We start from the raw sequence: 26,437 nt of genomic DNA on the forward strand, positions 1-26,437 counted from the left end.
GTAGGGTGCGTAAGCGATCAGCGCACGCACCATCAATATTGTTATTGAATCAAATCAATATTGTTATAGTGCTACGCGCAAGAGAACAGGGAACAGGGAACAGGGAACAGTTATTTAATCAAGTTTAAGGTGCGTGCGCTTTGCTTACGCACCCTACGTTTAAAAGGGGTTAAATGACTCCCAAACTGGATAATCCTAAAATCACACCCGCCCCTAAAATATGACCAAAACTTGTGGTTGCTAAAACCGCAGGTAAGCCAAACCCACCGAACATATTCGATGAGGGTAATTGAGGGCCAGAATTGGGGTGCTGGATGGAGAATTTACCAATGGCGATCGCTACAATATTGCACAAAATCATCACAATGGCGATGGTGGGACTCCAAGCGTGAGTAACGGGAGTGTTAGTAGCGGCGGCTAAAAGCATCATGGAATTATCTCCTAAAGTTTTTTAAACTGTAGCCAATGGAAATTAATCGTTATAGCTAAGATGTTTTACCAAACAACGGGAATTCATTTGCGTCCTTGTAGCAATACTTAACAATTTCTGATTAAAATTGCTATCCTAGTTTAAAGAAACGGCCCGACTCCGAGAAACCATAGATTTTAATATGACTGAACAGCAAACCCGCATCTGTATCCTTGGTGGAGGCTTTGGTGGACTCTACACCGCCTTACGTTTGAGTCAACTTCCTTGGGAAAAATCGCAAGAACCGGAAATTGTTCTGGTAGATCAGAATGACCATTTCTTATTTTTACCTCTGCTGTATGAACTGCTAACGGATGAACTCCAAGCTTGGGAAATTTCTCCAGCGTTTGAAGATTTATTAAAAGATACAAATGTGCGGTTTTGTCAGGGAGTTGTTAGCAAAATTGACATTGACAATAAACAAGTTAAACTGGAAAATAACACCTGTATTCCTTATGATTATTTAGTTTTAGCAATGGGAAGTGAAACGCCTTTAGATTTAGTGGCGGGTGTCAAAGATTATGCGATTCCTTTCCGAACTATTGCGGATGCTTATCGTTTAGAAGAACAGTTGCGACGGCTAGAAACCTCAAATCAAGATAAAATTCGGGTGGCAATTGTTGGCGGGGGTTATAGTGGCGTAGAATTAGCTTGTAAATTGGCTGATCGCTTAGGAACAAAAGCTAGGATTAGAATTATTGAACAATCAGAGGAAATCTTAAAAACCTCCCCCGAATTTAATCGAGAAGCGGCTAGAAATGCTTTATCAGAACGGCAAGTTTGGATTGATTTAGAAACCACTGTAGCCGCCATTGAAGCAGATAGAATTTCCCTAGAATATCGAGGTCAAATTGATGAGATTCCGGTTGATATTGTATTGTGGACAGTGGGAACAAAAGTTTCTCCTGTCGTCCGAGAACTTCCTTTAAAAGAAAACCAACGGGGTCAAATTGTTACAACTTCAACTTTACAAGTGATTGATCATCCTGAAATTTTTGCATTAGGCGATTTAGCAGATTGTAAAGATGCGGACGGTCAAGCAATTCCAACAACAGCCCAAGCCGCTTTTCAACAAGCAGATTATACCGGGTGGAATCTTTGGGCATTATTAACAGGAAGACCTTTATTACCCTTCCGTTATACCGGGTTAGGGGAAATGATGACATTAGGAACAGATAACGCCACCTTAACAGGTTTAGGGATTCAATTAGAAGGTCAATTTGCCCATTTAGCCCGCCGATTAATTTATTTATATCGCTTCCCCACCTTAGATCATCAGATTCGAGTTGCAGTTAATTGGATCACGCGACCTTTGCAGGATTTATTAATCTCAATGGATCAAAAAATAGGCACAAGGGAATAGAAATTGAGAAGCCGGGTTTTTCTGTTAAAATCTGTTTTGTAGAAACCCGGTTTTTGATTTAACTGTTAAATAATTAGAACGTTGACCATGATTAACCTGGAAAATTCTGCACCCGAAAAACCCCGTGTTATTTTTTTAGATGCAGTTGGTACATTATTCGGAGTGCGCCATAGTGTGGGGGAAGCGTACCGAATCATTGCTGATCAATTTGGGGTAAAAGCTGAAGCCGAAATTTTAGATCAAGTATTTTTTCAATGTTTTTTAGCTTCTCCGAGTATGGCTTTCCCAGGGGTAGAACCTAATGAAATTCCACAACTAGAATTTGAGTGGTGGAAAGCGATCGCTGAACAAACCTTTAAAATTGTTGGAGTCTATCATAATTTTACAGACTTTTCCGCTTTTTTTCAAGCCTTATACCGTTATTTTGAAACGGAAAAACCTTGGTTTGTTTATTCGGATGTTCCCCCTCAATTAAAATATTGGCAAGAACAAGGAATAGAATTAGGGGTATTATCCAACTTTGATTCCCGATTATATCCGGTTTTAGAAGCCTTAAATTTAGCTGATTTTTTTAAATCCGTGACCATTTCGACAGAAGTAGGAGCCGCAAAACCAAGTTCTGAAATCTTCCAAATTGCTTTAAATAAACATCAATGTTCACCGGAAGAAGCTTGGCATATTGGTGATAGTTTAAAAGCCGATTATCAAGGTGCAAAAGCTCTAGGAATACGCGGAATTTTAGTGCATCGAGAGGAACCTCCAAACGGGATTTTAGATGAATATGAAAGTTTAGAACAAATTCCGATATCCTAAAGTAGAGACGAGCCATGGCGCGTCTATCTTTACGAGTCACGGCGCGTCTCTACAGGAGTTAGGAGTTAGGAAACAGTGGAATATCATCGGAAAACCCAGGAAGAACCTGTTCAAAATCTTTCGTTTCGGGAGTTTTTATGGCCCTTTTGGCCCGTTGTCCCCATTTATCCCTACGGTCAACGGCGCACCCTCCGCACGGAAGTTGTTCCGAATACGATATGGACATTTGAGCAGGTACAGGGAATTCTGTATGTCGTGGTTCCCATTCGGATGACGGTGGTGAAACTCGAAACCGGGGGTTTGTTGGTTTATGCTCCCGTTGCTCCTACCGCAGAATGCCTCTGTTTAATGAGAGAATTAATTGTAGAACATGGGGATGTAAAATATATTATTCTGCCCACAATTTCAGGAATTGAACATAAGGTTTTTGTTGGCCCCTTTGCTCGAAAATTTCCCCAAGCTCAAGTTTTTGTCGCCCCCGGACAATGGAGTTTTCCGATTAATTTACCTCTCAGTTGGTTAGGTTTGCCGTTAAAACGGACTCATATTCTACCTTTAGAAAGTCAAAAAACCCCCTTTGCTGATGAATTTGACTATCGAATTTTAGGGCCGTTAGCATTAGGAGTTGGACGATTTGCAGAAGTAGCTTTTTTCCATAAGCGTTCCCATACCTTATTAGTAACTGATACCATTGTTTCCATCCCTGACACTCCTCCCGCGATTGTACAACTTGATCCCTATCCGTTACTCTTTCATGCAAAAGATGATACTTTTCATAAAGTAGAAAATAATGAAACCACCCGTCGCCGAGGATGGCAAAGAATCTCGTTATTTTCTTTTTATTTTCGTCCGAGTGTATTAGATACGGTAGAATTGGGGGATGCGTTTCGAGAATCTTGGCAAGCACCCGACCGTTCTAAAAAAGCTTATTTTGGGATTTATCCGTTTAAATGGAAACCGAATTGGCAACAATCTTTTGACGCATTAAGAGGAAATGGACGGTTATTTGTCGCTCCCATTTTACAAACTTTAATTTTAAATCGCGCTCCCGAAGAAACATTAATTTGGGCAAATCAAGTCTCTGAATGGGATTTTAACCGGATTATTCCTTGTCATTTTGATTCTCCTATTCTGGCAACACCAAAGCAATTTCGGCAAGCGTTTAGTTTTTTAGAACAACATAATAATAACGATTTATTACCGCAAGAAGATTTTGAATTATTATTAGAAATTGATGATATTTTAAATAAATTTAAGATTACACCACCATCTAAGCCTAAAGTTTAAAGTTGTGAGTAAAGCTAAAGGGTCAAACCTAGGTGATGTATTTTTACTAATAGTCCTGATTATTTAATAGTTTTCTGTGACTTTCCTAAACGATAAGCGGTTAAAGAACTTTTGCGAATATCCATTTCTAACTGTGAGATTAGTTCATCTAAATCCAAAAGATTTGTATCAATACGTTTGCATAAATCTCGCATTTTAGTAGCAGAATGCAATCTGACTTCAGCATTAGGAATTTTAGGTTGATTCATCATAGTAAGTTCCAATTTATTTTAACTTCTTGAATACTAGCTTGCATAGCTTCAGCATTAGCCTCAGCTTCTGTCATTGTTCTTTCCAGTAGTTCTAGGTTAGCACGACTCCCCATAGGCTGAGATTCAAAAATCCGCTATAAAGCGATCGCCCTTTTTCAACGATTAATAGAAGAAAGGCGATCACATCTTTTTATTTCATTATTGTAGGGACACAGTATTCTTGTATCCTTACGGGGTTTTCACCTTAATAAACTAGGTCTCCAAAGGAATTGATAGGCTATTCTTAAAATTATATGGCAGAGAAAGCCATATCAGCTAGATTTCGTTATAGCCCAAAATGGTTTTAAGTTACTCTTTAATTCCATTCTTGGACTTCCAATATCCTTGTATAGGCCCCATAGTTCGGTTCAGAACAGTTTGAACATCTTGATCATAGTTTCCTGTCTTTGCATTAGCAATCTCATTCCAATTAGTGACCTGACTATAAGTATTTATAACTGATAAATGCAAATGATTCAAGTTATTTGTTGTTCCTAGTTTTTGTCCGGGAATGACTGTATTTCCTTTACTCACATTGACTGCACTGCTAAGATGACCATACCACCACCGACGACCAGTTTTATTATTACTACTGTCAATCTCATCAATAGCAATCCATGATCCATTACCTGTATAGTATTCTACTGAAACAACTGTTCCCCGAACTGCTGCCCCAACAGGTGTATTTATGCTACCATTAATATCGATACCCGAGTGAGATCCATAGGCGGAATAATAACCAGAATCATAAGCATAACCAGCATTCATGGGTAATCGCGAGCCAAAAATTGCTGTGGAAAGATCAGTGTAAACTTGCTCGATTCGATCATCTGTTTTCCATCGTTGATCGCCTCCGCCACCATAAGGATATTGTTCAAATTGAGTATTATCACCACTTTGTTGATCCCATTGAGTTCCACTGAATGAAGAAAGCTCGCTGTAGTAACCCAGATGAGGATTCCCACTACTTAAAGCTACGTCACCAATCCAAGTGCCTTTCGTCCCCCAATAACCAATATCTGTCCATTTTTCATTAGATAAAAACTTGCTACCATCTGAACGTCTGATAAAAACCCCATTGTCATTAGAGGCAATCGCATCAGCTTTACCATCTCCGGTTACATCAGCAAACCAAGTGCCTTTGGTTCCCCAATAACCAATATCTGTCCATTTTTCATTGGGTAAGAATCCTGTGCCATTAGAACGTCTGATATAAACCCCATTGTCATTAGCTGCAATCGCATCAGCTTTACCATCTCCGGTTACATCAGCAAACCAAGTGCCTTTAGTTCCCCAATAACCAACATCTGTCCATAGTTCATTAGGTAAAAACTTGCTACCATCTGAACGTCTGATAAAAACCCCATTGTCATTAGAGGCAATCGCATCAGCTTTACCATCTCCGGTTACATCAGCAAACCAAGTGCCTTTAGTTCCCCAATAGCCAATGTCTGTCCATAGTTCATTAGGTAAAAACTTGCTACCATCTGAACGTCTGATAAAAACCCCATTGTCATTAGCTGCAATCGCATCAGCTTTACCATCTCCGGTTACATCAGCAAACCAAGTACCTTTAGTTCCCCAATAACCAACATCTGTCCATAGTTCATTAGGTAAAAACTTGCTACCATCTGAACGTCTGATAAAAACCCCATTGTCATTAGAGGCAATCGCATCAGCTTTACCATCTCCGGTTACATCGGCAAACCCGGTTCCTTTAGTTCCCCAATAGCCAATGTCTGTCCATAGTTCATTAGGTAAAAATTTTGTACCATCTGAACGCCTCACTACAATGCCAGAGTCGATAGATACAATTGCATCATCTCGTCCATCCCCATCTACATCTGTATTGGTCTTCCCAGTTTTATCATTATCTGCAATCGTAACTGTACCCGTTTTAGCTGTTGCTAAATCGTAAGCTGTGGATGTCGATAAATTCACAATAGCTGTCTCTGAACCTTCAAAGGCAGTATCATCAATGACAGTAATCGGAATATTAGCAGTTGTTGCACCAATGGGAATAGTAACACTACCTGTAAGATTGCTATAATCTGTTCCTTTTGTGGCTGTACCTGCAACGGTATAATTAACAGTTAAGGCGTTAGTGGTGCTACCTGTACGACTAACGGTAAAACGACCGGGGTTAGCGGTTTGTCCTGAGAGAATTTCCGCAGCACTGGCATCTGGGGTGGTTAAACTAACAGTTGGTTTATCATTATCTGCAATTGTAACTGTACCCGTTTTAGCTGTTCCCAAATCGTAGGCTGTGGATGTCGATAAAGTCACCACAGATGTCTCTGAACCTTCAAAGACAGTATCATCAATGACAGTAATCGGAATATTAGCAGTCGTTGCACCAATGGGAATAGTAACACTACCTGTAAGATTGCTATAATCTGTTCCTTTTGTGGCTGTACCTGCAACGGTATAATTAACAGTTAAGGCGTTAGTGGTGCTACCTGTACGAGTAACGGTAAAACGACCGGGATTAGCCGTTTGTCCTGAGAGAATTTCAGCCGCACTCGCATCTGGGGTCGTTAAACTAACAGTATTCGCAGCTTGTTCAATAACAAGGGTTTGACCGTCTATAACAACAGTAGCTGTATCATCTTCTGTCTGAATTGCTGCTAGTTCAGTAGGAGTTAAGGTTTTGCCTTGAACAACTGTTGCAAAGCGTTCTCCCTCATCTCCAGCAGTATCCGTAGAATTGACAACTGAATCAATAAAATGTCCCGTTTCTTCTAATAGGATATCAACCACCGCTTCAGGGTTAGCCGTATTCTGGGCTAAAAACTCTCGTGAGAGGTAAATAGTATCTATAGCATCGGCAAAAGCTCCATTTGCCCCATCAATGTCGGCTTGAGAAACAATTTTAATATCAGGAATCCCTTTAAATTCCCCTGTCAGCCAATCTTGGGTTAAACTTTGGGCTTTCTGAATGTCCCAATTGTTCCCAAAAGCTTGATCCATCTTATCCGTTAACTCAGAATCAATGGCCAACTGCTGTAATTTCAGTTCTAACTGTTGGATTGCAGTATCAATCAAGGGAGATTGACTGGCTCCGAAAGGAGATGTTGCGGGGCTAGAAGTCAATTTTAGAGAGGAATCAACCAACAGGTTATTTTGTTCTGAACCAAATTCTAAAAGCATATCACTTAAATAATATTTTTGATAGCTGATCTCAGCTAAATTCAATTAAACTCTACAATTCATAAGCCTGTCAATTGTAGATTATACGGAAACTTTACAGACTTTTCGTGTTTAAAAAAACTAAAAAATCCCATCTTTCGGTAATAATACGGAGTTATTCTGTGAAATATAAACTTGAGAATTATGATTAAAAGTCTACAACCCTTATTTTTCAAGTCATTTAAAGTCAGTACAGTTCCGTTTGACTGAGTTTAATTTTTGTGCTGCGGGGTCAAATTTTTGATTTTCCCAAAATTTTTATGTACGGGATTTTGCCACAACGTATTTAGGATTGCTATAGCAGTTAGGATTTTATGACTTAAAGCAGTGTCAGCGTCCTCCCTCGCTACACCCCAACATCTACCAATTAATTGTTTTAATATTATTGTATTTGCGATCGCTCCTATTTAAAATAGTATAATGACTTGAAAATTTATCAAATTTATGATAAAATAAATTATACTATTTTTAAATCATTAATCCCTAATAGGCTTATGAAACTTGATGACATTATAAAAAGTTATCGTCAAGAGATTTTAAGGATTGCGGCTCAATATGGAGCCTATCGCAAGGATTTTACGACCCATATAAAATTAACAATATTTTTTGTATTAATATGTCTAAACACTATCCAAGAAATCTAATCGGTTATGGTCGCCATACCCCCGATCCAAAATGGCCGAATCAAGCCAGAATAGCTGTACAATTTGTAATTAATTATGAAGAAGGCGGCGAGAATTGTATTCTACACGGTGATCAAGCTTCTGAAGCCTTTTTATCAGAAATTATTGGGGCTGAACCTTTTCAAGGATTGCGCCATTTAAACATGGAATCGATTTATGAATATGGCAGCAGAGCAGGATTTTGGCGACTGTATCGGCTGTTTACCCAACGTCATATTCCCCTGACCGTTTATGGGGTTGCAATGGCTTTAGAACGCAACCGAGAAGCCGTTGCAGCGATGTTAGAAGCGGACTGGGAAATTGCTAGTCATGGGTATCGCTGGATTGATTATAAATATTTTAATGAAGAAATGGAACGGGAACATTTACAAAAAGCGATCGCGATTCATACCGAAGTTACGGGAACTCGACCCCTCGGTTGGTATACTGGACGCACAAGTTCCCATACTCGAAAATTAGTCGTAGAGGAAGGCGGTTTTTTATATGATGCTGATAGTTATGCCGATGATTTACCCTATTGGGTTTATGACTATGGAAAACCCCATTTAGTTATTCCTTATACTCTTGATAATAATGATATGCGGTTTGCAACGAATCAAGGGTTTAACAGTGGTGATCAGTTTTTTACCTATTTAAAAGATGCCTTTGATTTGTTATATGCTGAAGGAGAAACCGCACCTAAAATGATGAGTATTGGATTACATTGTCGTTTAGTCGGTAGACCCGGACGGGCAGCAGCATTAGCTCGCTTTTTAGATTATATTCAAAACCATGAACAGGTTTGGATCTGTCGTCGGATTGATATCGCTCAACATTGGCATGAGTATCATAAACCTATGACCGGAAACAATACTTAATGATTTATCAACTTTAACCCTTAAATTAATATGGCAAACACAACGGTTACTTTGAATAATAAAACCTTTCAGTTGTTATTAGGAACTGAAGAAAGTGATACAATATTAGGAGATGCAGGAGATGACTTAATTTTAGGACTTTCCGGTAATGATTTTCTATCGGGAAATTTAGGAAATGATTGGTTAAATGGAAATTTGGGTAATGATGCGGTTGTGGGAAATGAAGGTAACGATACCCTTTATGGCGGACAAAATAATGATGTTTTAGATGGTCGCAGTGGAGATGATTTGTTATATGGAAATTTGGATAATGATGACCTCACGGGAGATATCGGAACTGATACTTTATTTGGGGGTCAAGCAACTGATATTCTGCGGGGAAATGATGGAGATGACTGGTTATATGGAGATAAAGGAGATGATACCTTAATTGGAGGAACAGGACGCGATCGCTTTATCCTAGGAAACAATTTAGGGAGTGATACCATTAATGATTTTACCCCAGGTGAAGATTTGATTGGGTTAATGGGAGGATTAACTTTTGCACAATTAACTTTAGTTTCTGATATTAATAATACCCTAATTCGGGTCACTAACACTAACCAACTTTTAGCAACCTTAATTAATGTTTCTGCTAATAGTCTCAGCAGTAACGATTTTCAAATTCTCCCTTAAATAAAATAGCTCTAATCTATAGCAGTTGCACCGGGTCGCTCGGACATTAATGATTGCTTTGATCCTCACTCCAGCAAAGACACACCATTGCTTGTCTCTAGTGACTCCTGCTCTCCAATATAAAGTTTAGTTAAAAGTTTTAGCAAAATATGAAGCTCTCGGACTTTTGCAATCTCTCTGTTGTTTAAGTCCCGTAAGGGTTTAGACACTTCCACGATCTAATTCTTGTCCCCTAGGGCTTTTATGGAAACTTGGTACAATGCAACAAGCAAATTAAATTAGCTTTGGAATTCTGAACCCTTTAATTTCTATGACAACTGCAACAGCATATCCTAACGCCCCTGATATCTCCACTGATGATTATGTCGTCATTGGTTTAGCAACCTGTTTTATTAAAGAAGATGGGGAAGTTCATCAAGTTCAAGTGGTTGAACCCATTCCCTCAGCGGCTTTGGAAGCTATTTTGAAAGGAGTTCCTACATCCTATTCAATTGCTTATGCTGTAACATTGGGTTCTATTTTAAGTAATGGAGAAGCTAAAATTCCCCCAGAATTGGGAACAGATGCCCATTTTTGTGAAAATTTTACCGATCGCGCGATCGCTGCAACTCGCACCTATAAAAATCGCCCTCAAGCTAAACTTCATATTCCTTTAGGAGCAAATTTTAAAGAATTTAATTACTCCTTAGAACGAAAACGGGTGTTAAATTCTGAGCGTATTATTCGCACTGAAGATAATGTAAAACAACACGCTTATACTCACCAAGTTCTTTAGTTTGTTGAGATTTAAGTTAGGGTGATATCCTTTAACACTAGCCAAGGGTAAAGGATATCACCTCAATCTTTAATTATTTTGATTGTCCTGTTGTTGGCTCTGTTGTAACGCTTGAATTTGTTCAACCGTTAACTCTGTTGTTTGAGAAATTTGTTCTAAACTCATCCCCATTCTCAGTAATAAAATCGCAACTTGTCGCATTGCTTCAGCCCGCCCTTCAGCGCGACCTTGTTCTTTACCTCGTCGTAAAATTTCTTGATACATCGTTGATTCTTGCATAATATCACTCCTAATAATCCGTTGAATGACATTGGTTTCTAACACTAATCCGGCGAGAATTGAAGAGGCGGCGATCAGATTACTTTGAACGCGCCGATCTGCAATTTGTTCAGCGATTTGAGAGACTTGAGTTAATACTTGGGCGGGATCATTAGTTTGACTTAATACCGCAAAGGGTAATAACCCAGAAACTCTCAAAAAATCCTCTGTGGGCTGTTCCCAGAGACGAATGATTTCAAATTCATGGGAGGTTTTTTCGAGTCTAAAGGTATTTTGTTGAACTAAGGGGGAGTTAGTTCGTTGTAAATAAATCACCACCTGACGCATCACCTTTTGGGGAAACCGTCGATAGACCCTTACTCGATAATCTAACATCCGAAAGGGCATCATGGCATCCGGTTGAGTTTGAAATTCCGTATGCAATACTAACTCATCGGATTGTAGTAAAATTAAGGAATCTGCCCGAATCGGTTCTAAGGATAACTCCGTTGGACTCAGTTGGGTTAACTGTATGGGAGAACCCAATAACCAACTGGCTAAATCCTCAGAAAAATTCTCCGCGATAAATTTGCAGATATTATCAAACACGCTTCCCTTTCCTTCCCTCATCTTGATAATTTAATGATAAACTTTTTAAAAGAGTTCTCATCTTAAAAAAGGATAAACATCAATGTTAAAACTCTATGGTGGTGCTCGTAGTCGGGCTTCAATTGTGCAATGGTATTTAGAAGAAATCGGGGTTCCCTACGAGTTTATTTTATTAGATATGCAAGCGGGAGAACACCTACAACCGGAATTTATGGCGATCAATCCTATTGGTAAAGTTCCCGCCATTGTTGAGGACGATTTTAAGCTGTGGGAGTCGGGAGCGATTTTATTATATTTAGCCGAAAAACACGGTAAACTGCCTAATTCTCCCGAAGAGAAAGCCGAAATTTATCAATGGGTATTATTTGGAAATGCAACGTTAGGAACGGGAATTTTCATAGAAGCAAATCGGGAAAAAGAAATGCCCCGTTTACTCAATCCTTTGAATGAAATTTTGACGAAACAACCCTTTTTAATGGGGAATGAATTGAATGTTGCTGATATTGCAGTGGGTTCACTTTTGGCTTATATTCCCTTGATGTTACAGTTGGATTTAAGCCCCTATCCGGCTGTTTTAGACTATATTAAACGGTTAACGGAAAGACCTGCATTTCAAAAAACCATTGGTAGCAGGAAGTAATATTTACCTAAGAATGGCTATCAACGTTGAGTTAGAAAGACCGGGAAGTTAAACCCTAGATTGAGTAAACCTCCACAATTTTCCAGCTTAACGCTGATAGCTTAAACTGGTTTTTTTATTTGAATCCCACAGAGGCTTGCCAAACAAAAGCCAACAACAGGAAAAAGACGGGGATAACAGGCAGAATGTCAACGACAGGACTAAAAATGGAGTAAGCTTCGGGTAGCTTTGCTAAAAGCAGTGCTGCTTCCATGAATTAATATACCTCTCTAAAAATTATGTGGGCGAATTTTAAGGTATTTTACCATGCTCGGTCATGGCAACTCACGAATTTTATGATGTAGGGTGCGTCAGTGCAACGCACGCACCATTAACCCTCTATTTTGGCAATTGAAACGTGAAATTCCATCTGGGAGGTGGCACCAATACCCCGAAATGTCCCTTTAATGGGGGCGGCGTGGCGGGGAATAGCCGTCGCCACTAGGGGAATATGGCGATCGCTAATGGCCAATCCTTGAGTCGGATCATACCCTCGCCATCCCGCACCGGGTAAATAAACTTCAGCCCAAGCGTGTAAATCCCGTTTTTCTCGGTTTAAATTCCCTTCTTGATACCCACTCACAAAACGGGTCGCTAAATTCATCATCCGACACGCTTCCATAAACACAACGGTTAAATCTCGACAGGAACCAAATTGTTGTGTCCAAGTGATACCCGGTGGTAAGGGACGACCTTGAGGGCGAATAATATGTTGACAAGTCTCATGAATTTTTTGATTTAATTCATTTAAAAAAGTCAGGGTTTGTCCTTGGGTTTTATGCCAAATTTCTTGAGCAAGTTGGGTAATAATCGGATCAGGAAGTTGTTGTAAATAGGGTTGTAAATGACTCAATATAGGAGCCGGATAATCTACAATCGGCAACTCCAGCGCCCAAGGTTCTAATAAATAATGAAAGGGGTTAGTACAGTGGGTTTCCACTTGGGAGTTAACCTTAATTTTTAATTCTTGAGTGGGTTGGGAAAACCAAATTTTAATGGCATTATTTCCATCTAATCCCAAGCAATCTGATCTCCCTTGAGGTTGAGGAAAAATGTCTACAGAAAATTCTTGTACGGTTTGAAACGCATCAGAACGAGGGCGTAACTGAATCAGATGGGGATCTAAAGTAACAGGTTGACTGTAAGTGTAATGGGTAAGGTGAGTAATATTATAGATCATGAACTCGCTTGAGTTTGACTCAATATCAGGGGACTGGCAACCGGTTTAAGCGCAAAAAAGGCTTCAAAAATTCGTTCGCCGACGCGATTCATTCGATGTTGTAAATCATCCAAAAATTCATGAATTCCCTCTTGCATAATTTCTTCAATTGTGATATAATCAAGCTCAGAACGTAGCCTTCCTAACTCTCGTTCTGCGGGGTTTTGCCAAGTGCCAGGGCTAGTTCCTGTAATACATTGTAGCGATCGCTCTGCCTGTAATAAACAATATTCAATTGAGCGCGGAAATTCCCGATCTAAAATCAGAAATTCTACAACCCTAGACGGTGTAATCCGGTGTTGTTTGCGTTTGCGATACATTTCATAAGCACTGGCAGATTTTAACAAAGAAATCCACTGAATTTCATCAATTGTTGTTCCGACATCATTAACTGAAGGTAATAAAATATAATACTTCACATCCAAAATTCGAGAGGTTTTATCCGCCCGTTCTAATAACCTCCCCATATTCCCAAAATGCCAACCTTCATTATGAGACATGGTAGCATCCATGACCCCTGCAAATTGATGTCCGCGCATTTTGACTTGATAGAAGAAATCCGAGAGTTGATAGTAACGTTCTCCCATCGCCGCATCTCGAACCATCAGATAAAATTCGTTGACTTGTTCCCACATTTCCGAGGAGATAATTTCCCGAACAGAACGAGCATTTTCACGAGCCGCCCGTAAACAAGATAAAATAGAATTTGGGTAATTACCATCAAAAGTTAAAAATCGGATGACATTTTCTTCTGTCGCTTCTCCATAGCGTTCTTTAAACAGTTCTAAATCCCCCGTTGTCACAACAATTGGTTTCCACTGTTGTTGAACCCCAGAGGGAGAATCTAATAACAAATTTTGATTCACATCAATAAAACGAGCAATATTTTCCGCCCGTTCTACATAACGATTTAACCAATAAATAGAATCTGCAACACGGCTTAACATATTTAAAATTCTTGACGGTTGACGATTGACGATTGACGATTGAGCTTTTATTCACATAAAACCCAAGTATCCTTACTTCCTCCTCCTTGAGAAGAATTAACCACTAATGACCCTTTTTTCATCGCCACACGGGTTAATCCCCCTGGATGAACGTAAATATTTTCACCATATAAAACATAGGGTCTTAAATCAACGTGACACCCTTCAAAAGTATCTCCTAATAAAGTCGGAACCCGTGATAAAGATAGGGTGGGTTGGGCGATATAATTTCGAGGATTGGCTTTAATTTTTTCTGCAAATTCTAGGCGTTCTGCTTCTGTTGATTGGGTTCCCACTAACATCCCATAGCCTCCCGCTTCATTAGCCGCTTTAACCACTAATTGATCGAGGTTTGCTAAAACATAATCAAGTTGTTTGGGTTCCCAACATAAATAAGTTGGAACATTCGATAAAATTTGTTCTTCTCCTAAATAATATTGAATCATTTGGGGAACATAAGCATAAATCACTTTATCATCAGCAATCCCCGTTCCTAACGCATTCGCCAGCGCAACTCGACCATTTCGATACACTTCCGTTAACCCTGGAACCCCTAACATTGACTCAGGATTAAAAGCTAATGGATCAATAAACGTATCGTCAATTCTACGATAAATTACATCTACCCGTTGTAAACCCTTAGTGGTTCGCATTTGCACATAACCATCACTCACCACTAAATCCCGCCCTTCCACTAATTCTACTCCCATTTGTTGGGCAAGAAAAGAGTGTTCAAAATAGGCAGAATTATACATCCCAGGCGTTAAGACAACAACGGTGGGATTGCTAATATGAGTCCCCACTAAATTCAGCAACGCATCTAATAAATGACTGGGATATTCATCAACGGGTTGAATTCCTAATTTAGCAAAAATTTGAGGGAATGTTGTTTTCATTACCCGACGATTTTCTAAGACATAGGAAACCCCGGACGGACAGCGTAAATTATCTTCAAGAACATACCATTTTCCCTCTTTATCCCTAACTAAATCCGTTCCCGTAATATGACACCAAATCCCCTTGGGTGCTTTTAAACCCATACAAGGTTGAAGGAATCCCTTAGAAGAATAAATTAACTCTTCAGGAATAAACCCATCTTTGATAATTTTCTGTTCTCCATAGATATCATCTATAAATAAATTCAGGGCATGAATTCGTTGCTTTAATCCCCGTTCTAACCAAGCCCATTCTGAAGCGGAAACAATACGAGGAATTAAGTCAAAGGGTAAAATACGTTCTGTCCCTTGACTATCACTATAAACATTAAATGTCGCCCCCAATTTCATCATTGCAGTTTTAGCGGCTTCCTGTCGGATTTCTAAATCTCCAGGGGATAGAGAATTAATCCGATCAATTAACGCGGCTGCGTAAGGACGAGGTTGTCCTTTAGCTACAAAAAGTTCATCGTAGAATTCACCTGGATCGTAGGATTGAAATCGCACTGGCTTTTATCCTAATTGATTACAATATAATTGAGATATAAAAGTTTGAGAGACTACTTAACTGTAGCTTCTGATACAAATCTCCAAACCCTTGAACTTGATCCCAAACAGGGATCAGGGATTTAGGCTGGAATTTGCATCAAACCCCAAGTTTCCCTTTAACTCTTCCTGAAGACATCTTGTATTATTAGGGGAAGATTCTCTAAAATAGACCTGTTCTTATTATCAAACAATTATCTCCTTCTAATCTAAAAACATAGTTAAGATTTTTTGCAAAGTTTTGTAATTTTATACCACAGGGATCAATGTTCAACAGTCACAGCCCAAAAAATCCGTTAAGTTATGAAGGAACTTATACTTGTCCGATTTGTCGTTGTGGTCAGATTTCTAATCTCACCTTAATGGAAGCTTTAGGGTGTGATGTCTGTCATCATATCTTTACGATTAACCTAGAAACACAAAGTTTAAAACTCGCAGATCGAGAACCAGCTTTAACCTGGCGTTGGACAGGAAAAACCTGGAAAGGTGAACATTTAGGCAATCTCGAACTCAATTGGATTTATTGGATTATTGCTCTTAGTTTTGTTTTATTTCCTCCAAGTTTAATTGGTTTATCCGCCTTAATTTTTCCGCCTATTCCGGGTAATGTTTGGAGTTGGTTTCCCCTCATCTGGACAATTTTAGCCTTTCTCCTTCATCTGTTTATTCTATTGTGGTTAATGGCAGAAGCTTATCAATTTCCGGTTTTATTATTCTTGAAAACTCAAGGGCGACGGATATTGAATCTTAATAGATCTTAAAATATTAATTAATGAGGAGAACACCATCATGGTACAGGAATTAATAGACTTAAAAACCTTTATTATTGAAGGACGTTATCAGGACGCATTAGGGATTATCGATGAGTTAGAGGGAATGGGTAAACAAGCAATTTTACGGAATATAGAATCGTTTTTAACTCGATTAATGATACATTTAATTAAAAATCAAATTGAACAACGATTAACCAATTCTTGGGCTGCTTCTATAGCGGGATCAATTGTAGAAATCAGAAAGTTAAACCTCAAAGATAATAAAACTTCTTATTATATTAATGTAGGGGAATGGCAACCTTATTTAGAAGAATCCCTGGAGTTAGCAATTCGTCCAGCTAGTCAGGAAGTGTTAAACGGTCAACTCAGCCGTGCTAAACTATCTACCCAATTAAATCGAGAGCAATTGTTATTAATAGCGCATGATTTAGTCAATTTGACCTATTGTAATTCAGTCAAAGCGTTAGAAGAACAATTAGATCAATATTTAACTCAGTTACCTGGAGGTGAAGCATGGAATACCGATTATTGTTGACATCCGCCCCGGCGTGAACGCACGGGGATTCCATCTATCTAAGCAGATCGAAAATCGACAACTGCTTAAATGCTGAGTGGGTTGACGTTTCGCTGGCTACTGCTACCTTAGCGGTAGTCTTACGTCTGCCTCCACGTCCGTTTAGAGTCTCCGAAAGCCCTCCGGCGACTAAAATATTATTTGCGGCGTTAACATCTCTATCGTGAGATTGACCGCAGTTCAAACAAGTCCACTCTCTAATATTTAACTCTTTTTTGCCACCGCGAAAACCGCAGCAAGAGCAAGTTTGAGAAGTGGGAATCCATCTGTCAATGACACGAAAATCACGCCCGTACATCACTGATTTAGCTTCTAACATAGTCCTAAAACTACGCCAACCTAAATCTGAAATGGCACGGGCTAGTTTTCTATTTTTAATCATTCCTGAAACATTTAAGTCTTCCAAGACTATCGTTTGGTTTTCACAAATAATCTTAGTTGACAACTTATGAAGAAAATCGCTTCTAGTATCAGAAATTTTAGCGTGAAGTCTAGCTAGTTTCTTTCTAGCAACTTCCCTTCTCTTGCTACCTTTCTGTTTTCTTGACAAATTACGTTGTAATCTCCTTAAACGCTTTAATTGTTTCTTTAAAGGTTGAGGAGATTTAACTTTTTCACCGTTACTTAATGTCGCAAAATCAGTGATTCCTAAATCAATTCCTACGGAATTTTGGTTTTCAGGCAAGGGTTGAGGATTAAACTCAACAACAAAACTGACAAAATACCTATCAGCACTGTCTTTGATTAAGGTAACTGAAGAAGGTGTTGCGGGTAAAACTCTGCTCCAGACTACTTTGATATCACCAATTTTGGCGATGTAAATGTAATCCGAATTTGGGTAGAGTTTAAAACCGTTATCCATAAACCTAGCTGATTGCTTAGATTTACGCTTTTTAAATTTAGGAGGATTGACTTTTTTACCTTTTCTTTGCCCTTTACGGGATTTAAAAAAGTTGGAGTAAGCTTGTTCTAAATCTCTTAAACACTGTTGCAAGGGAATAGAGGAAACCTCTCCTAACCAGATCTTTTCCTGGGTTTTCTTGAGTTCTGTTAGTCTTTTGGAAAGTTCATTGCTATTAGGTTTTTTGTTACCCAAACGGTATTGTTCTTGACAGTACGCTAAGGCATCGTTAAAAACTACCCGACAGCAACCGAACAACTGAGACATCAACCTCTTTTGTTGGTCTGTCGGGTAGATTCGATATCGATACCTTAACTTCATTCTCTATGCTTAAAATCTTCCTCTTTAGTATACACTAAAATTAAATAAAAAGCCTAAGTGGAACTTAGGGGTTTTAAACCCAGAATTTTCGATAAAACGATAAAAAATTGAGGAAATTTTGAATTACAAGAGCATTCGCAATATCCATAAAAAAAGCTCCGACTAAGGGAACAATAATAAAGGCTTGAGGTGAAGCTCCAAAATGTTCAGTTACGGCGGTCATATTAGCCATTGCGGTTGGAGTCGCCCCTAATGCGAGTCCCGAATATCCGGCTGAAATCACCGCCGCATCATAGTTTTTTCCCATGACAGGAAACGCCACAAAGATTGTGTAAACCGTAATCATTAATAACTGTACAAACAATAATAAAGCGATTGGCCCTGCTAAGTCTACCAATGTCCACAACTGTAAACTCATTAAAGACATCGCTAAAAATAACCCCAAACTCACATCAGAAATTAAAGCTAGAGAAGGAGTATCAGACGGCCAAGCAAAGTGTTTAAAGACCAAAGGTACAGTATTCGTTAAAATAATTCCACCTAATAAACACCCCACAAACACAGGTAATTTTAAACCGATAGCGGTAGCGATCGCATTAATTTGTAGTCCCAAACCAATCGCAAGATTAATGACTAATACCGAATTGAGCATAGTATTATAATCAATTATAACATTCTTCTGATCGTCCTTAATACCAATGCTCAGATCTTGATTTGGGTTATTCGCTTGGAGTTGGTTTTTGTTAATTAAAAATTTGGCGATGGGGCCACCAACAATTCCCCCAAACACTAAACCAAAGGTCGCACTTGCAATGCCTATTTCCGCAGCATTAGCAATTCCATAACTCTCCTTAAATAGAGGCGACCAGGCGATCACCGTCCCATGTCCTCCACTCAGAGAAATCGACCCCGCCAGTAAACCAATAGGCAATTTTAACCCCGTTAACGCTGCGATCGCAACCCCCGTCATATTTTGAACAATTAGATAACTGATCGCCATGATTAACAAAATTAATAGCGGTTTTCCCCCTTTTACCAGGGTTTTTAATTGAGCAGAAAGCCCAATAGTTGTAAAAAAAATAATCAATAAATCATCCCGAATATTGAGATTAAATTCGATTTGATACTGAAAAACTTCAAAACAAAGACTAAACAATAAGGAAGCAAGAACACCGCCCGAAACAGCATCAGGAATATTAAAATCCTGAAGGAATTTAATTTTGTGGGTTAAATATTTCCCCAAATACAAAACCAAAATCGCCACAATTACCGTTTCGCGTAGATCAAGTTGCAAAATATTCATGATGTAAAAACTTAATTCCTGATAGTATCGTAGTAAGCCCTTCAGGGCTTTCTCTATTAAGATAATCCCAAATCGGGCAAATGATTAACAATTTTAACCGTTTCTAAACTAACGGTGATCACTTGACCAATTAACCTAACAATATATTGTTCATCGTCTAAACGGTTCGGATCATTAACAATTCCACTGCGTTTATCAATTTTAACTTGATATTGATCAATAATCCAATCTAACGCCGAACGATTTCCTAATCGATATTCAAACACTTCAGGAGGAATACCGCTTAAGGTGAGAAACTCATTATAAATAATTTGGGTTTTGTCTTTACTGAGTTTCATTTTTTCAACTCGCCAATTTAACGGAACTTGATCATTTTCAATAAATTTAAGGCTATATTCGGGTTGTTGTTCATAGTTAAGATGCAAATCTGCTAATTGTTGTCCAGCATCAACAAACCCTCGAAAATCGGGTGCGTAGGGAATGCGAGGAAGTTCTCGTTTAAGGTTAGCAGCGTAGCGTTCTCGATAGGTGGGATGATGCAAGAGGCTATAGGTATAATAGAAAATATCCCATTTTGTAATAGTCGGATCTTGGTAATAGTTTCTAAATTGTTCGAGTGACCAGTCAGTGATATTTTCTTTTCGGTTTGTTCCGTCTTTTTCGTAAGTGTAGAATGGAAAACATTGAGCTTTTTCAAAAGCAAAATCTAAAGCAATAATAAATTGACTGATAAAACAACCAAATCCTTTTCTATCACCAACGCCAGCAATAGAAATAATCAAATTTTCTTTTTCAGTTTCAGGCGTAGGGAATATTAAAGGAAATTTACCGGGGCTGTCATTTAAACCATCTGCAAAATAAAGAGGAGAATTTACGAATGGACGATAAAGTGATTGCCTTATTCTAGTTTGAGAAAATTCTAGGGACTTTCCTGTTTTTAAATCTTTTTTTAAATCTCTGCTCCAGCTAATTTTATGATCATCACAAATTACAAAATTATCTACGTCAACTGATTTATCGCTGCGATCTTGCCATTTCCTAACTTGTTCGTTATAAGTGGAAATCATGCGTTGAATATTGGCTACTAATTCATCATAATTAAAATTATAGACCCAAGCATCTCTATTTGTACTAACTCCTAAACTAAACATCTTAAAAATTATCCCATTATCATGATTTTTAGAAAGTTTAGCTTCTTTATTCCCTACTTGAATAAATATATCAAAATCATTTTTTAATCCTTCATTTAACCAATTATTCTTTTTATCAGGGTTTATTAATTGCCATTTAATCGTATCCCATTGCTGATGTTGGTTTAAATAATTAAACTTTTCTTCCTTTCTCAAAAATTCACCAACACTAGCATAATAAATTTTTGTATTCTTAGACTGATTAAATCTATTTGTTCTAATAAAAATGTTAATGCTGACTCCAACTTTAATGTCGAAAACGTTATGAATACTTTTTGATGGATCTGTATTCTTTCTAATATTCCCTCCTAAATCAATAATATAAATTAAATCAAAATCTTTTTCTAAATGTTTTCTCATGCCGTCAAAAGCAAGAGCATTAATAAAACTATTATTAGTTACAAAAGCAACTATTCCTTCATCTACTATTCTATCCGAAGCCCAACGAATTGCTTTGACATAAGGATCAAAAAGAAATCTTTTTAATGTTGCTTTTGAATCTTTAGCGTAGGTTGCAGCAATTCGATCATCAATTCCGGTTTTATCTTTTTTATTCGTATATTTCTGATTTTTATTATTATCATTTTCATTCAATTGAGACGCATTATAAGGCGGATTTCCAATAATTACAAAAATCGGTGAACTTCTTTGAAGTTGAACCCTAGCGGTATTTTCTGGGGTAAATAACGATAACTGTTGCACCTGTTGATCCGAAAACGTATCAACTAAACAAATCCCTTCAAAAGCTTTATAATTACCCGTTGCTTCAAAATATTGATGCTCGATATTCATCGAAGCAATATAATAAGGTAATAACATCACCTCATTGCAGTGTAATTCCTGTTCATATTTATAGGGAAGGGCTGTTTTTCTAATTTCCTGCATCACCCGTAAAATAAAATTACCCGTCCCCACAAAGGGATCAAGAATATGCACTCCTTTATCATTGAAAGACTTCCCAAACTCTTTTTGTAAGATATCCTCAACACTTTTCACCATAAAATTAACAATAGGTTGCGGTGTGTAAACAATTCCGTGCGTATCCGCAACTTTCACCGCAAACCCTTGAAAAAATTTCTCATAAACCGTATTCAGAAAATGCTGTTTATCGCTAAAATCATCAATAGTTTGAGCCGCATCTTCCAAAGCACGATAAAAATAATCAACTTCCCCTAAAAAATGATCTCGACTAAAAGATTTAGATGTTAACGCTTGAATTACCTTTTCAATTTCCACCGCAATAATATTCCGACGGGTGAAATCAGGATTATTAAAAATTTGCCTAAAAATTCGTTCCGTTAGCAGATGTTGAATTAACATTTCCTCCACCGCAGCTTCAGCAAGATTTGGGTTAATAGCTTGACGGCAAATTTCCGTAAATTCACTAAACGCTTGAATAAATTTCGGGTTAGTTTTCCGTTGAGTTTCAATTAAATTAATCAATTTACCCGATAAATCTTTAACCCGTCCACCAAATTCTGATGCAGCGGTTTCCCATTGGGTAATTTCAGGGGTACGATATTCAAAAAATAACTTTAATGTCTCAACTAAAATCTGCGGTTTCGTAATATCTTCATCACAGATTTGTTTTCCGCCTTGCCATAAAATAGCGCGTTCAGGAGATTGAAAAATGATATTATCTTTAGGATAACCAACGGCAAATTTTTGTTTAACTTCTCGGTCTAATTTATCTTGACTATCTTTAGCTTCCCAAACGCCATATCTAATACTTCCATCCCGAACTAAAGCACCATCAACCCGAATACTTTTACCGTTGGGTAACTTAATTTGTTTTTCAGGAATTAAGGTTAAATCAAATTGTTGACAACAAGCTTTTAAGAGGTCTGTAAAGGCATCTTTCACCGCTAATTCATGGGAAACCCCCAATTTCGCAAACTGTTGTAAAGCGTCATAATAAGCTTTAACAGGTTTATGGGTGGGTTTCAAGTTTAGCGTCACCATAGGAAACAAGCCCTCAGACTATCTTTGCTAATTCTCTCATATTAAACTCAATATATAAGGTGAATTTTTTGTAGTGCAAATGTTCTCGCTTGCTACAGGATAGGGTTTAAATGCGTAACAGCTTAGGAATTAAGCCCTGAAGGGCTTACTACGATAAAAACCTGTAGGAATTAAGCCCTGAAGGGCTTACTACGATAAAAACCTGGCTTCTTATTGAAGAAACCAGGCTTTCAATCTATCAACTTAGACGATTTAACGCTAAAATTGAGAGTCTAATTAAACAGCAACAGCCGCTTTAGTCGTAGCACTCAATTCACCTTTAGCGTATTTAGCTGCAAATTCATCTAAAGTTTGAACTTTGATTTTATCTGCATTACCCGCAGAACCGAATTGATTATAACGATCCGCACAAACTTTCTTCATATATTTAATAGAAGGTTTCAGGAAGTGACGAGGATCGAAATTAGAAGGATCTTTGAAAGCCGCTTCACGGAAGGCTGCGGTAATGGCTAAACGGTTGTCAGTATCAATATTAACTTTACGGACACCGCTCTTAATTCCTTTTTGAATTTCTTCCACAGGAACCCCGTAAGTTTCAGGGATCTGACCACCATACTGATTGATCAAAGCTAACAGATCTTCAGGAACAGAAGAAGAACCGTGCATCACTAAATGAGTATTCGGTAAACGACGGTGAATTTCTTCAATGCGGCTAATGGCCAGAATTTCTCCGGTGGGTTTCCGAGTGAATTTATAAGCTCCGTGACTGGTACCAATGGCGATCGCTAAAGCATCTACTTGGGTTCTTTCCACGAACTCAACCGCTTGGTCAGGGTCAGTTAACAGTTGTTCCATCGTTAACTTTCCTTCTGCACCGTGACCATCTTCTTTGTCACCTTGCATGGTTTCCAGGGAACCTAAACAACCCAGTTCACCTTCAACACTAACGCCAATGGAGTGAGCCACTTTCACCACTTCCAAGGTGACAGCCACGTTATATTCAAAGCTGGCAGGAGTTTTCCCATCAGCTTCGAGAGAACCATCCATCATCACGCTAGTAAAGCCATGACGCATGGCAGAATAGCAGGTGGCGGGGGAGTTGCCGTGATCTTGGTGCATGGCAATGGGGATGTGGGGATAGGTTTCCACCGCCGCTAAAATCAGGTGGCGCAGGAAGCTTTCACCTGCATATTGACGAGCGCCGCGAGAAGCTTGCAAAATCACAGGGCTATTGGTTTCTTCCGCAGCCTGCATAATCGCTTGGATCTGCTCCATGTTGTTAACGTTGTATGCAGGAAGTCCATAATCATTCTCAGCCGCATGATCCAGCAAAAGCCGCATGGGTACGAGCGCCATAAAATCTCCTCCTAAGTCGTTGTCTAAATTTATTCCGAGACCGTCTTAATTAAAACAATCTTAAGACAATTTGGTCATTTCCGGTGGTTCAGATCAGAAATTTGTCAAATTTGGTGAACAAAATTGTAGTAAGCCCTTCAGGGCTTCAAAATTGTAGTAAGCCCTTCAGGGCTTCAATCTCATACTCACAGGTAAGAAACATCAAAATCACTCTAAATTAAGCCCAGAAAAGCTTACAACCATTCATATTGTTGGCTGGTATCGGTTTTGAACTTTGTATATCACATAATATTGATTTTGTCAAGTATCGCTGTTGGCTTTTGGGAATTCTGCGATCGCTCATCATCACACTATATATTAAGCCCTAAACGGCTGACTCCGATTAATATAAAATATAAAAATATAAAAAATAAGAGGAGCAGTCAATGGCTTATTGGCTATTTCAAAGTAACCCTAAATATTACAGAATCCTTGATGCTATCCAAGATTTAGAACAAATGCCTTGGTTAGTCAATCGATTTGCTAATCAAATGTCTGTTGGTGATGGTGTATTAATTTGGATATCGGGTCAAGATTCAGGAATTTATGCGATGGCAAAAATTCTTGAAATTCCTCAAACAATTAATAATTTTCCTGATGAAAATTACTGGCTTGATCAGGACAGAAGAATTAAAGATAAAAACCTAAATTTTGCTATTATTCAGTTTACAAATAAATTAGTTAATAATCCAATCCTCAGAAACCAAGTTAAAGAAGACGAAATTTTAAAAGAATTGATGGTAATTCGACAACCTCAATCAACAAACTATGCAGTTACCCTCGATCAATGGGAAAGAGTCAAACAATTAATTAATGGGATTGAAGCTATAATACCATCTCGTCAATCTGAAGAAGTTGATGTTGAGGGTAATGAGGAAGGAGATATTGTTGTAGAACCTCAAAGTGTATCTTTAGATAAAAGCGATCGCAGTTTATCAGAATATCATAGATGGTATAAAAGAGGAAGCTTAATTATTGCTCCTGAATGGCAACGGGAATATGTTTGGGACTTGAAAAAAGCGTCTCGATTAATTGAATCATTTTTAATTGGTTTACCTGTTCCCGTTATTTATTTAGCATTTAATGAAGAAGGAGCCCGTGAAGTTATTGATGGGTTACAAAGATTAACATCTATTTTTAATTTTTTTGATAATAAATACGAGCTTAAAGGATTAGAAAGCTTACGGCAATTTAATGGACGTAAGTTTAATCAACTTCCTCCAGAATATCAAAACCATTTAGAAGATTCTACCATGAGAGCCTTTGAACTGCCCAAGGATACAGACAAAAACCTAAAATTTTTAATTTTTGAACGCTTGAATACAGGTGGCATTGTTCTGAATGATATGGAAATTAGGAACTGTCTTTATCGAGGTCAATTAAATGACTTAATCCGAGAACTCGCTAAATCAGATGAATTTTTAGCTTGTGTTAATCAAAAAAATTTAGATAAACGTATGAAAGATCGAGGTTTAGTTTTACGATACTTGGCTTTCTTACAAATGAATTATAGAAATGCTCGAAAAGGAATGAAGAATTTTTTAAATGAGTTTCTACAAACTTATCGAAATCCAGGGACAGACAAACTTAACGAATTTAGAGATACTTTCAAAAAATCCATGAAAGCAGCTTATACTATTTTCGGAAATCAAGCCTTTCGATTAAGAACAGAAAAAGGAAGTTGGTCAACACAGCTTAATGCTTCTATTTTTCAAGTTCTTAGTGTTTCATTCGCCGATTATGATTTAGGTGCTTTAACCCGTGCTTCTGATCTAATTTATGAAGAATATTTAGATTTAATTGGTACAGATGAAAAATGGGTAGATTGCGTTAAAACTTCAACCGGAGATATTCAAAGAATTGATTACTCATTTTCAACCTGGAAACAACGATTAGCTGAAGTGATGAAGGTTACATATCCTAATGATTCGCAACGAGTATTTTCCCGCCAGTTGAAACAAGAAATTTATCAACAAGACCCAACTTGCCAAATTTGTAATCAGCGCATTACTTTAATTAATGATGCTGCTCTCGATCATGAAAAACATTACTGGCGAGGCGGTAAGACGATTCCAGAAAACGCTCGTTTAGTACATCGTCAATGCAATTTACAACGAGAACATTAAAATCCACATAAGGCATGGACTTAAAACTGCGTTTTTGAACGAGTCTCATGTACAAAATTCAGGCAATCTTCCAGGTCATCACCCTGCCAAGTTTTGGCAAATTTTAGTAAATCTTTAGCTGTTTTGCCTCTTTTAATGGGGGATAGTTTACGCAATGAAGATGACTCAATAGCTTCTACAGGCTGGATAGAGTCCAGAAACTCACTGACTAGAGCCAGTCTTTCGGGTGAAAGTTGATTGAGTTGCTTTTCAATTTTCT

The 26,437-nt window shown here is 38.2% G+C and carries 22 protein-coding genes; 10 read left to right on the plus strand and 12 right to left on the minus strand.

Features of this window, described 5'->3' with window-relative positions:
• Positions 1-169 precede the first annotated feature (169 nt).
• On the minus strand, positions 170-430 hold the full coding sequence (gene psaK / locus H6G57_RS18895) for a photosystem I reaction center subunit PsaK (RefSeq protein ID WP_190521295.1): 261 nt from the start codon (positions 428-430) through the stop codon (positions 170-172).
• A gap of 181 nt (positions 431-611) precedes the next feature.
• Between psaK and H6G57_RS18900 the strand changes: the two genes are divergently transcribed.
• The 3 genes from H6G57_RS18900 (at position 612) to H6G57_RS18910 (ending at position 3,932) form a co-directional block, all read left to right on the plus strand.
• A complete protein-coding gene (locus tag H6G57_RS18900; RefSeq protein ID WP_190521297.1) occupies positions 612-1,832 on the plus strand; it encodes an NAD(P)/FAD-dependent oxidoreductase in 1,221 nt (406 codons plus the stop codon).
• Between the two features lie 87 nt (positions 1,833-1,919).
• Positions 1,920-2,645: an HAD family hydrolase gene (locus H6G57_RS18905; protein WP_190521299.1), complete on the plus strand. Its 726-nt coding sequence runs from the start codon at positions 1,920-1,922 to the stop codon at positions 2,643-2,645.
• A 75-nt stretch (positions 2,646-2,720) separates the two neighbouring features.
• Positions 2,721-3,932 carry a DUF4336 domain-containing protein gene (locus H6G57_RS18910; protein WP_190521301.1) on the plus strand — a complete coding sequence of 404 codons (1,212 nt, stop codon included), beginning with the start codon at positions 2,721-2,723 and terminating at the stop codon, positions 3,930-3,932.
• A gap of 59 nt (positions 3,933-3,991) precedes the next feature.
• Here H6G57_RS18910 and H6G57_RS18915 read toward each other — a convergent pair whose 3' ends face one another.
• Both H6G57_RS18915 and H6G57_RS18920 read right to left on the minus strand, forming a co-directional pair.
• Entirely contained in the window at positions 3,992-4,183 is a 192-nt protein-coding gene (locus tag H6G57_RS18915; protein WP_190521303.1) for a hypothetical protein, read from the minus strand.
• Between the two features lie 348 nt (positions 4,184-4,531).
• Positions 4,532-7,372: a Calx-beta domain-containing protein gene (locus H6G57_RS18920; protein WP_190521305.1), complete on the minus strand. Its 2,841-nt coding sequence runs from the start codon at positions 7,370-7,372 to the stop codon at positions 4,532-4,534.
• Positions 7,373-8,027: 655 nt separating this feature from the next.
• Between H6G57_RS18920 and puuE the strand changes: the two genes are divergently transcribed.
• From puuE to H6G57_RS18935, 3 genes are all read left to right on the plus strand, one after another.
• Entirely contained in the window at positions 8,028-8,951 is a 924-nt protein-coding gene (gene puuE, locus H6G57_RS18925; RefSeq protein WP_190521307.1) for an allantoinase PuuE, read from the plus strand.
• A 30-nt stretch (positions 8,952-8,981) separates the two neighbouring features.
• Positions 8,982-9,626: a calcium-binding protein gene (locus tag H6G57_RS18930; RefSeq protein ID WP_190521309.1), complete on the plus strand. Its 645-nt coding sequence runs from the start codon at positions 8,982-8,984 to the stop codon at positions 9,624-9,626.
• Positions 9,627-9,936: 310 nt separating this feature from the next.
• A complete protein-coding gene (locus H6G57_RS18935; protein ID WP_190521310.1) occupies positions 9,937-10,401 on the plus strand; it encodes a hypothetical protein in 465 nt (154 codons plus the stop codon).
• A gap of 69 nt (positions 10,402-10,470) precedes the next feature.
• Here the strand turns inward: H6G57_RS18935 and H6G57_RS18940 are convergent, their stop codons facing one another.
• Positions 10,471-11,268 carry an Rpn family recombination-promoting nuclease/putative transposase gene (locus H6G57_RS18940; protein ID WP_190521311.1) on the minus strand — a complete coding sequence of 266 codons (798 nt, stop codon included), beginning with the start codon at positions 11,266-11,268 and terminating at the stop codon, positions 10,471-10,473.
• Between the two features lie 82 nt (positions 11,269-11,350).
• On the opposite strand from H6G57_RS18940, the gene H6G57_RS18945 reads away from it, so the two are divergent.
• The gene (locus H6G57_RS18945; RefSeq protein ID WP_190521312.1) at positions 11,351-11,908 is read left to right on the plus strand and encodes a glutathione S-transferase family protein; all 558 of its coding nucleotides are present in this window, start codon (positions 11,351-11,353) and stop codon (positions 11,906-11,908) included.
• 115 nt (positions 11,909-12,023) lie between these two features.
• Here H6G57_RS18945 and H6G57_RS18950 read toward each other — a convergent pair whose 3' ends face one another.
• The 4 genes from H6G57_RS18950 to H6G57_RS18965 form a co-directional block, all read right to left on the minus strand.
• Complete coding sequence (locus H6G57_RS18950; protein ID WP_072722235.1) at positions 12,024-12,161, minus strand: photosystem II reaction center protein K; 138 nt, start codon at positions 12,159-12,161, stop codon at positions 12,024-12,026.
• 117 nt (positions 12,162-12,278) lie between these two features.
• Positions 12,279-13,127, minus strand: coding sequence for a transglutaminase family protein (locus H6G57_RS18955; protein WP_190521313.1), 849 nt, complete (start codon positions 13,125-13,127; stop codon positions 12,279-12,281).
• The gene (locus tag H6G57_RS18960; protein WP_190521314.1) at positions 13,124-14,113 is read right to left on the minus strand and encodes an alpha-E domain-containing protein; all 990 of its coding nucleotides are present in this window, start codon (positions 14,111-14,113) and stop codon (positions 13,124-13,126) included. The genes H6G57_RS18955 and H6G57_RS18960 overlap by 4 nt, the downstream gene beginning before the upstream one ends.
• Positions 14,114-14,160: 47 nt before the next feature.
• Positions 14,161-15,594 carry a circularly permuted type 2 ATP-grasp protein gene (locus tag H6G57_RS18965; protein WP_190521315.1) on the minus strand — a complete coding sequence of 478 codons (1,434 nt, stop codon included), beginning with the start codon at positions 15,592-15,594 and terminating at the stop codon, positions 14,161-14,163.
• Between the two features lie 305 nt (positions 15,595-15,899).
• Between H6G57_RS18965 and H6G57_RS18970 the strand changes: the two genes are divergently transcribed.
• Positions 15,900-16,394, plus strand: a complete 495-nt coding sequence (locus H6G57_RS18970) for a hypothetical protein (RefSeq protein WP_190521316.1) — start codon at positions 15,900-15,902, stop codon at positions 16,392-16,394.
• Positions 16,395-16,422: 28 nt separating this feature from the next.
• Entirely contained in the window at positions 16,423-16,941 is a 519-nt protein-coding gene (locus tag H6G57_RS18975; RefSeq protein WP_190521317.1) for a DUF29 family protein, read from the plus strand.
• 34 nt (positions 16,942-16,975) lie between these two features.
• Here the strand turns inward: H6G57_RS18975 and H6G57_RS18980 are convergent, their stop codons facing one another.
• The 4 genes from H6G57_RS18980 to fba form a co-directional block, all read right to left on the minus strand.
• Positions 16,976-18,202: an RNA-guided endonuclease TnpB family protein gene (locus tag H6G57_RS18980; protein WP_190521319.1), complete on the minus strand. Its 1,227-nt coding sequence runs from the start codon at positions 18,200-18,202 to the stop codon at positions 16,976-16,978.
• Positions 18,203-18,275: 73 nt separating this feature from the next.
• On the minus strand, positions 18,276-19,505 hold the full coding sequence (gene gltS / locus H6G57_RS18985; RefSeq protein ID WP_190521321.1) for a sodium/glutamate symporter: 1,230 nt from the start codon (positions 19,503-19,505) through the stop codon (positions 18,276-18,278).
• Positions 19,506-19,561: 56 nt separating this feature from the next.
• Positions 19,562-22,657 carry a type ISP restriction/modification enzyme gene (locus H6G57_RS18990; protein ID WP_190521323.1) on the minus strand — a complete coding sequence of 1,032 codons (3,096 nt, stop codon included), beginning with the start codon at positions 22,655-22,657 and terminating at the stop codon, positions 19,562-19,564.
• Positions 22,658-22,933: 276 nt separating this feature from the next.
• A complete protein-coding gene (gene fba, locus H6G57_RS18995) occupies positions 22,934-24,013 on the minus strand; it encodes a class II fructose-bisphosphate aldolase (protein WP_190521325.1) in 1,080 nt (359 codons plus the stop codon).
• Positions 24,014-24,438: 425 nt separating this feature from the next.
• Between fba and H6G57_RS19000 the strand changes: the two genes are divergently transcribed.
• Entirely contained in the window at positions 24,439-26,178 is a 1,740-nt protein-coding gene (locus tag H6G57_RS19000; protein ID WP_190521332.1) for a DUF262 domain-containing protein, read from the plus strand.
• The last annotated feature ends 259 nt before the right edge of the window (positions 26,179-26,437 follow it).

It is taken from the genome of Planktothrix sp. FACHB-1365 (assembly GCF_014697575.1).
Lineage (GTDB): Bacteria > Cyanobacteriota > Cyanobacteriia > Cyanobacteriales > Microcoleaceae > Planktothrix.

Coding starts and splice junctions, on each gene's coding strand:
- psaK (WP_190521295.1), bottom strand. CDS start 430: ATGATGCTTTTAGCCGCCGCTACTAACACTCCCGTTACTCACGCTTGG.
- H6G57_RS18900 (WP_190521297.1), top strand. CDS start 612: ATGACTGAACAGCAAACCCGCATCTGTATCCTTGGTGGAGGCTTTGGT.
- H6G57_RS18905 (WP_190521299.1), top strand. CDS start 1,920: ATGATTAACCTGGAAAATTCTGCACCCGAAAAACCCCGTGTTATTTTT.
- H6G57_RS18915 (WP_190521303.1), bottom strand. CDS start 4,183: ATGATGAATCAACCTAAAATTCCTAATGCTGAAGTCAGATTGCATTCT.
- H6G57_RS18920 (WP_190521305.1), bottom strand. CDS start 7,372: ATGCTTTTAGAATTTGGTTCAGAACAAAATAACCTGTTGGTTGATTCC.
- puuE (WP_190521307.1), top strand. CDS start 8,028: ATGTCTAAACACTATCCAAGAAATCTAATCGGTTATGGTCGCCATACC.
- H6G57_RS18930 (WP_190521309.1), top strand. CDS start 8,982: ATGGCAAACACAACGGTTACTTTGAATAATAAAACCTTTCAGTTGTTA.
- H6G57_RS18935 (WP_190521310.1), top strand. CDS start 9,937: ATGACAACTGCAACAGCATATCCTAACGCCCCTGATATCTCCACTGAT.
- H6G57_RS18945 (WP_190521312.1), top strand. CDS start 11,351: ATGTTAAAACTCTATGGTGGTGCTCGTAGTCGGGCTTCAATTGTGCAA.
- H6G57_RS18950 (WP_072722235.1), bottom strand. CDS start 12,161: ATGGAAGCAGCACTGCTTTTAGCAAAGCTACCCGAAGCTTACTCCATT.
- H6G57_RS18955 (WP_190521313.1), bottom strand. CDS start 13,127: ATGATCTATAATATTACTCACCTTACCCATTACACTTACAGTCAACCT.
- H6G57_RS18960 (WP_190521314.1), bottom strand. CDS start 14,113: ATGTTAAGCCGTGTTGCAGATTCTATTTATTGGTTAAATCGTTATGTA.
- H6G57_RS18970 (WP_190521316.1), top strand. CDS start 15,900: ATGTTCAACAGTCACAGCCCAAAAAATCCGTTAAGTTATGAAGGAACT.
- H6G57_RS18975 (WP_190521317.1), top strand. CDS start 16,423: ATGGTACAGGAATTAATAGACTTAAAAACCTTTATTATTGAAGGACGT.
- H6G57_RS18980 (WP_190521319.1), bottom strand. CDS start 18,202: ATGAAGTTAAGGTATCGATATCGAATCTACCCGACAGACCAACAAAAG.
- gltS (WP_190521321.1), bottom strand. CDS start 19,505: ATGAATATTTTGCAACTTGATCTACGCGAAACGGTAATTGTGGCGATT.
- H6G57_RS18990 (WP_190521323.1), bottom strand. CDS start 22,657: ATGGTGACGCTAAACTTGAAACCCACCCATAAACCTGTTAAAGCTTAT.
- fba (WP_190521325.1), bottom strand. CDS start 24,013: ATGGCGCTCGTACCCATGCGGCTTTTGCTGGATCATGCGGCTGAGAAT.
- H6G57_RS19000 (WP_190521332.1), top strand. CDS start 24,439: ATGGCTTATTGGCTATTTCAAAGTAACCCTAAATATTACAGAATCCTT.